This window comes from Ginsengibacter sp. (genome assembly GCF_057362405.1).
The window spans coordinates 1-5,832 of sequence record NZ_JBMQQG010000203.1; the positions used below are offsets into that span (position 1 = coordinate 1).

General features: G+C 39.6%; 5 protein-coding genes. 2 read left to right on the forward strand and 3 right to left on the reverse strand.

The window, feature by feature from the left end; genetic code table 11:
* Window positions 1-734: 734 nt before the first annotated feature.
* From ACO1O5_RS17380 to ACO1O5_RS17390, 3 genes are all read right to left on the reverse strand, one after another.
* The gene (locus ACO1O5_RS17380; RefSeq protein WP_486272469.1) at window positions 735-1,013 is read right to left on the reverse strand and encodes a hypothetical protein; all 279 of its coding nucleotides are present in this window, start codon (window positions 1,011-1,013) and stop codon (window positions 735-737) included.
* A gap of 171 nt (window positions 1,014-1,184) precedes the next feature.
* On the reverse strand, window positions 1,185-1,877 hold the full coding sequence (locus ACO1O5_RS17385; protein WP_486272470.1) for a LytR/AlgR family response regulator transcription factor: 693 nt from the start codon (window positions 1,875-1,877) through the stop codon (window positions 1,185-1,187).
* Window positions 1,870-2,922: a sensor histidine kinase gene (locus tag ACO1O5_RS17390; protein ID WP_486272471.1), complete on the reverse strand. Its 1,053-nt coding sequence runs from the start codon at window positions 2,920-2,922 to the stop codon at window positions 1,870-1,872. The genes ACO1O5_RS17385 and ACO1O5_RS17390 overlap by 8 nt, the downstream gene beginning before the upstream one ends.
* 325 nt (window positions 2,923-3,247) lie before the next feature.
* Between ACO1O5_RS17390 and ACO1O5_RS17395 the strand changes: the two genes are divergently transcribed.
* The gene (locus tag ACO1O5_RS17395; protein ID WP_486272473.1) at window positions 3,248-3,910 is read left to right on the forward strand and encodes a DUF4395 domain-containing protein; all 663 of its coding nucleotides are present in this window, start codon (window positions 3,248-3,250) and stop codon (window positions 3,908-3,910) included.
* 13 nt (window positions 3,911-3,923) lie between these two features.
* Complete coding sequence (locus ACO1O5_RS17400; RefSeq protein ID WP_486272475.1) at window positions 3,924-5,474, forward strand: aminotransferase class V-fold PLP-dependent enzyme; 1,551 nt, start codon at window positions 3,924-3,926, stop codon at window positions 5,472-5,474.
* Window positions 5,475-5,832: the final 358 nt, after the last annotated feature.

Genomic DNA, 5,832 nt, shown 5'->3' on the forward strand with positions numbered 1-5,832 from the left:
GACAGAAAAGTTTTTCAGGCAAAAGCTAAATTATATACATTTTAATCCTTGTCAGCCTCATTGGAATTTGGCAAGGACGCCGGAAGAATACAAATGGTCATCAGCAAATTTTTATGAAACAGGTGCCAAAGAATTTAGTTGGCTAATGCACTTTAATGATTAGCTAAATGGAGCTGTTGGCGGGGACGCCAACAGCAGCAGGGGGTGGCTATCTATGCCATTAAGAACGGCATCTATCATATAAAGCCATAGCGCAACTTCCGGAATCACGCCTCCCTCTGCTTCCGCCCGGGCACCCCGATCGCCCTCTCGCGCCAAAAATGCAACCGTAAATTTCCTCTTTTCTTGCTGACTCCTTGCTAAATGCCGGCTGTTTGAAAGCAGCCATGTTGCCGGGCGCAGCAAGATGCCTGCAAGGAGGCAGCAAGGGGGTAATAAGGAATCAGGGAGGTAAGAGACAGAAGGTACGATGGTAAATGACTTATTTATTTTACTACAACAAGCAGTCATACTTCGCTTTGCCGGGCAATGCTTTCCCCCTTTATGCCGCAAGATTCTTTTCCTTTACATCCCGGATTGAATAAAAGTTCAATAGGGCAAGCGTTATGAAATGCTGATCCAGGTATTTAATCATCAAACATTTCATCGCGGCCAATTGGTAATGATGATGTACCGGAATGGAACTTAAAGATTCGGGCAACAGGTTCCATTGTTTTCAGCTGGAGAAATAAATATCACTTTGCTTCGGGGAGCACTTCATCAAGTTTATTGTCCTTAATGAATTTATCTTTCACTTCTGTAAATTCTGCCTGCAATTTTATTGCCGTGTTTAGAGCATCGTCTGTTTTTGAATGAATTTCCGGAAGTTCTTTTTCAAGCAACCTGTTTCCAAGATTTATATTTTCGGCCTCAAGCTGGGCAACTTTTTTCAATAATGAAGTTTGGCTGTTAGCCACATCATCCAACTCACGAAGTATCTTTTCCATCAGGTGTAATTTCTCAGTTTTGTCCATGTTTTAAGGTTTTTGATCAACCAAAATATTGAATCAAAAACCGTTCCTTGTTTTGTGATAAAATAAGTTCCTTCCTGTGCGGATATTTGTTGTTTAACGGCCATGAAGCTATATACAATAGATGTTACGATGACTCTTTGCCTGAGTACTGCTAATTGCATCATGAGTTAGCTAAAGGTTCTCCAAAATATCTTTATAGGCCCGGCCGATGGGTATTGAGACACCATTTACCTCCACCATTTCGGCGTTATAGGATTCAACTTTAGCGGTTGATATGATAAAAGAACGGTGAATGCGTTTAAAGAGGCTGGAAGGCAAAAGATCTTCAATTTCATGAGTACTCATTTTGGAAATGTATTCTCTTTTTGTGGTAACGATCCTGACGTATTCACGTTGGCTTTCGATATAAACAATCTCCGAGAATAAAATTTTCACCCTCTTTCTTTCGGCATTCAAAAAGATAAAGTCTTTTATCTCCCGGCTTTCACTGAGTTTGTTTTTTTCTCCCTTCGCTGTTTTCACTTTGTTTACCGCTATTAAAAAACGTTCGAACTCAAAAGGCTTTAACAGGTAATCCGTTACGTTTAAATTAAACCCCTCTACCGCATATTGATGATAAGCTGTTGTAATAATTATCGCAGGGGGATGGGTGAGCGTTTTTAAAAAAGCCATCCCTTTTAATTTTGGCAGGTGTATATCTAAAAAAAGAAGATCAGTGTTATTATGGCGCAGCCAGTCAGTTGCAATAAGAGCATCTTTAAATGTTGCCTGTAATTCGAGAAAGGGAACCTGCAAAATATAATCTGATAATACTTTTACGGCCAATGGCTCATCTTCTATTATGATACATTTAATTTCAGGCATGACTCGCAAGATTAATTTTTAACGTAGTTGTAAATACAGATGCGCTTTGCTGAACAGACAGATCATAATCCGTATAAAGCATTTCCAGTTGACGCCTCAGGTTAGAAAGGCCTATGTTTTCTTTTACTTTGCCTTCGCCGGGAACATCTTCAGTAGAATTTTTTACGACAAACGCTAATTGCCGTTTACTAATAGAAAGATGTATATCTACAAACGGCTGGTTTCTTGTTTCAGAAACACCATGTTTGAATGCATTCTCCACTAACGGAATCAACAACAGCGGAGGTATAGCTTGTTTCATATCTTCAATATCATGGTTAAAATTTACATGCAAAGAATCATCGTAGCGCAATTTTTCAAGGGATATATAGTCGCTCATGATCTTCAGTTCCTGTTCTATAGCTATAAATTCGCCACCGGTTTCATACAACATAAAACGCAATATTTTCGAAAGGCGTAAAATGGATTCGGGAGCCAGGTCACTCTTGTCTCTCGCCAAAGAATAAATATTATTCAAGGTATTAAATAAAAAATGCGGGTTCGTTTGTGACTTTAGATAGTTAAGCTCTGCCTGTTGCTTTTGAATGCGAAGCTGTTGTGTGGCTTGTTTTAACTTTGAATAATTATAGATGTGCCTGATAATTCCAAAAAAGAAAACTGAACCGGTGCTATATGCCATTTGATTTTGGAGCGCCACATCTAATGAAGGGAATGTTCTTGGAGTATAAACCTGTAACTGTGCTCCCAGTAGCCGCCACGCATACGAGCCGAACGAATATAACATCAAATAAACAAATAAGAGAGGAACCGCAAGAAGAATATTGTAAATGATGGTTTTCCTTTTCCTGAGAACAAATGGAACAGAATATTCAAAAAGTATATAGTTGAGCGCAATAACATAAACAACTGCCCAGGCATTATTACATACAGCAGGAAAAAATCTTGCGGTATAAATATGAACAGAGCTAATCAGTCCCAGGAAAAAATAACCCAGCCCAACCCATAGATAAAATTTGTACCGCTTTATATCGATTTGTCTTTTCATCCCATTGTTTACCGGGATAAATATCGGTAAATGTTTTCCTATTTATCCTGCAATCTATAGAATCGACTTTGGAGTAAACATACAACCTAAAAAAGTAAATCATCCTTCGACAAGCTCAGGATGACATTCGACAGGCTCAGTACGGTATTGGGCAATTGGCACAACTACGTTGTTTGTTTACAACAACCTGTCGTTTGTTGACGGGGGCTTTCTATGTCTTCTTTAATTATATATTCTTGTGTAAGAAACACAGGAACAGAACCACCAGATCAAAAACAAAAATTATCAAAAGTCTATTTTTTATATAACAAAAAAAATTGAAAACATGAATAACCTGGTACAATTTGGAGAAAATGTGGACGGCTATAACATTCCTGTTCTGAATGAAAGAGAAATAAGAGCATCAGCAGGTATACTTTTTTTAGCCACGTTCTTCTCTTTAATGCTCATCGTATTTAAAGACAATTTCGTGCCAATAAAGTATGTTATAACCCTGTTTTTTATTGATTTCATCATTCGTGTATTTATTAACCCTAAATTTTCTCCTACCTTAATAACAGGCCGCTTAATTGTGAGGAACCAGGTCCCTGAGTACGTGGGAGCCCAACAAAAAAAATTTGCGTGGATCATTGGTGTGGCTCTGTCAGGCACCATGTTTATTTTTATGGTGGTTGTAAATTCATACAGCCCGATAACTGGTATTATCTGCCTCATCTGCCTGGTGTTCCTTTTCTTCGAATCCGCATTTGGTATTTGTTTAGGATGCAAATTTTATTCAATTTTTTATAAGGAAAAGGCGCAGTATTGCCCGGGTGAAGTTTGCGATGCAAAATCAAAACAGGATATTCAAAAAATATCGTGGGCTCAGCTACTTGTTGTCCTTGCATTTATCGGATTTGTTTTTCTAACTGCCTTCCTATTTAATGATAATTTCAGTAAACATCCGTATGATTTGTTTGGAATGTTTACTACTGCAAGTTCTAAATAAAAAATACATTCAATTGCAAACTTATTCCAGTCAGCATAGATTGACCGCAGGTATGATCGCAAAAAGTGAGTTGGAAGATTATTTTGCTGGTTTTCGACTGAACATCATCGGCCAGCAACAAACTTTCGAATCACCTTTTGGAGAAAAAGAAATCATTTATGCTGACTGGACTGCAAGCGGCAGGGCTTACCAGCCCATTGAAGCATGTATATATAAAGAAATAATGCCCTTTGTGGCTAACACACATACCGGGACCACCATTACAGGTACCTTGATGACCAAAGCATACGAAACCGCTAAAGTTATTATCAAAGATCACGTCGGGGCAAATAACGATGATGTATTGGTTTTTTGTGGCAGCGGAACAACAGGTGCGGTGAATAAGCTGCAAAGGATTTTAGGGCTGAGGATACCGGAGCGGACCAGGGATTATGTAAAAAAGGAGACCGGCTCCCTTCAATTAGATGAAGCATTAAGACCGGTTGTTTTTGTGACTCATATGGAGCACCACAGCAACCAGGTTTCCTGGCTGGAGACCATCGCAACAGTTGAAATAATTAAGCGCGGTGAAAATGGCAATGTGGATTTAGTATACTTCAGAAGTTTGTTAGAGCAATTTAAGCAAAGGAAAAATAAAATAGCCGCAATCACAGGTTGTTCTAATGTTACCGGTATTCAAACTCCGTATCATGAAATTGCAAAGATAATTCATGAATACGGCGGATTATGTTTTGTTGACTTTGCCTCTTCCGCCCCGTACGTTGACATCAACATGCATCCTGAAGAACACGGTGCAGCATTAGATGCAATTTATTTTTCACCCCATAAATTTTTAGGTGGCCCGGGCACCCCGGGCGTTTTGATCTTCAATAAAAAAATGTATAAGAACATTGTCCCTGACCAACCCGGAGGAGGCACTGTAGCTTATAGCAATCCGTGGAAGGTTCATGAATATATTACCAATATAGAACATCGGGAAGATGGGGGAACCCCTCCAATTTTGCAGGGAATAAAAGCGGCGATGTGCATCCGGTTGAAGGAAGCAATGGGCGTTGAAAACATACTAAAGAGGGAAAAAGAAATGCTGCAGATCATTTTTACCAGGTTATCAAAAATGAGAAATGTTGAAATACTGGAAGCGAATATTAAAAGAAGGTTAGGCGTTATTTCATTTATTGTAAACGGGGCACATTATAATTTGATTGTTAAAATTCTGAATGACAGGTTTGGCATTCAAACAAGAGGCGGCTGCTCCTGCGCAGGAACCTATGGGCATTTGCTGCTGGATGTGGATAAGACCAGGTCTTATGAAATATTGAGTTCGGTGCGTTCAGGAGACCTATTGTGCAAACCAGGCTGGATCAGGTTATCAGTGCATCCAACGATGACCAATGCAGAAATTGATTTTATTATGGATGCGATTGAATTGACAGCCTCCTATTTCCGGGAGTGGATGAGAGATTATACCTATGATCGGGAATCCAACGAATATTCTTTCAAAGGTAAGAAGGCAAAGGAACAATGTATGGTTGATGACTGGTTTACTATTTCCAACCGAAGTTAAACCCACAAGAGTTCTATCCGGGGAAATTGATATAGGTACTTCCGTGCCCGTTGCACCAAATCCGGGTTGCAGATCTACTACCATGGACTGTTGATCTGCTTTACCATCCCGACAGCGTTTATACCTAACGGCATGGGCAATCTGCTGTCCCAGCCAGTCTCCCGCAGGGGCTTCGGCCGGGACCGAGTTGGCTAATGCACTTTAATGATTAGCTAAGTGGAGCTGATTCTCACTATGGATTTTTTTTCTTCCACTCGTTGTATTCTGTCGCAATCTTTTCCACATCCTTCCGCGTATACGCAGCATTTTCAATTTTCTTTAGCAGTTCTGCGTCGTCTTTGAAATATGCAGATGCGGA